The sequence below is a fragment of the Mesorhizobium sp. M7A.F.Ca.US.014.04.1.1 genome (assembly GCF_003998745.1).
GTDB lineage: Bacteria > Pseudomonadota > Alphaproteobacteria > Rhizobiales > Rhizobiaceae > Mesorhizobium > Mesorhizobium ciceri.
On sequence record NZ_RZRW01001025.1, the window covers coordinates 1 to 1,238 of the forward strand.

The following is a 1,238-nucleotide window of genomic DNA, read 5'->3' on the forward strand; positions in this document are numbered from 1 at the left end:
CGATCGCCTCCGCCAGCCGCTTCGGCAGGTGATTTGCCAGCACGGTCTGCACCGCCTGCCGCCCATTACCGCGCTTGGCACTACGAATGAGGTCCGCCACATCAACTCCCGGCAGCATGGCGATGCGGATTTCGTCGCCCTCGCGCCAATAGGACGAGATCTGCAGGATGGACGGTCCGCTGACGCCGCGATGCGTGAACAGCATCGCTTCGGAGAACCGCGTCTTGCCGCAGGAGACTTCCGCGTCGACGGCGTTGCCGGCCAGCGGCGCCAGCCGTTCGAGCGTGTTTGCGTCGAAGGTCAGCGGCACCAGCGCCGGCCGCGTTTCGACGATGGCAAGCCCAAACTGTCCGGCAAGCTCGTAGCCGAAACCGGTCGCCCCCATCTTGGGGATCGACTTGCCGCCGCAGGCCACGACCAGAGACTGGCACCTAATCGTGCCCGTGGAGAGAGTGAGCACAAACCCCTCCACGGTTTTGCGGACATCCTCAACGCTGGTCGACAGCACCAGTTCGGCGCCCTTGTCCTGCATTTCCGAGACCAGCATGTCGATGATCTGGCGTGCGGAGCCGTCGCAGAACAACTGCCCAAGCGTCTTTTCGTGATAGGCGATGCGGTGGCGTTCGACGAGGGCGATGAAATCGCGTTGCGTATAGCGGCTGAGCGCCGAAATGCAGAAATGCGGATTGCCCGACAGAAAATTCTTCGGGCTGGCATGGATGTTGGTGAAATTGCACCGGCCCCCGCCGGAGATGCGGATCTTCTCGCCAGGCGCCGCCGCATGATCGAGGATCAGTACAGAACGGCCGCGCTTGGCCGCCTCCACGGCGCACATCATTCCGGCGGCACCCGCGCCGATGATCACGACATCATAGGATTGCATCAGGCTGTTCGTTCCCGCTCGGCCCACTCATCCGGCGCAGCGCATTTGTGCTGCCTGATACCGCGAACGGGGCGGACAGCCAACAGGCAAGAACAGCCAGGCAAAGGCTCAGATCAGCGTCTCTGCGAACAACGTCGTCAAGCGCTTCCAGTGGCGTTCGGCGCCCGCGGCATTGAAAACGCTGTGATCGGGCACGCACCAGCCATGCGCCATGCCGGCATAGTTCTCGATGACATGATCTACTTCCGCAACCCTGAGCGCCTCGGCCAGCCGCGCCGACTGTTCCGGCGGGAAACTCCTGTCGACGCCGGATGTGCCGACATAGACGCGCGCCTTGGTCGAGGCTGCCTTGCGA

At 63.4% G+C, this 1,238-nt stretch carries 2 protein-coding genes; both read right to left on the minus strand.

The window, feature by feature from the left end; genetic code table 11:
- Positions 1-883, minus strand: an 883-nt coding sequence (locus EOA22_RS34155) for an aminoacetone oxidase family FAD-binding enzyme (RefSeq protein WP_127390642.1), incomplete at its 3' end; no start/stop codon positions are given.
- A gap of 108 nt (positions 884-991) precedes the next feature.
- Positions 992-1,238: dienelactone hydrolase family protein (locus tag EOA22_RS34160; protein ID WP_206521493.1), on the minus strand; the 247-nt coding region annotated here is incomplete at its 5' end.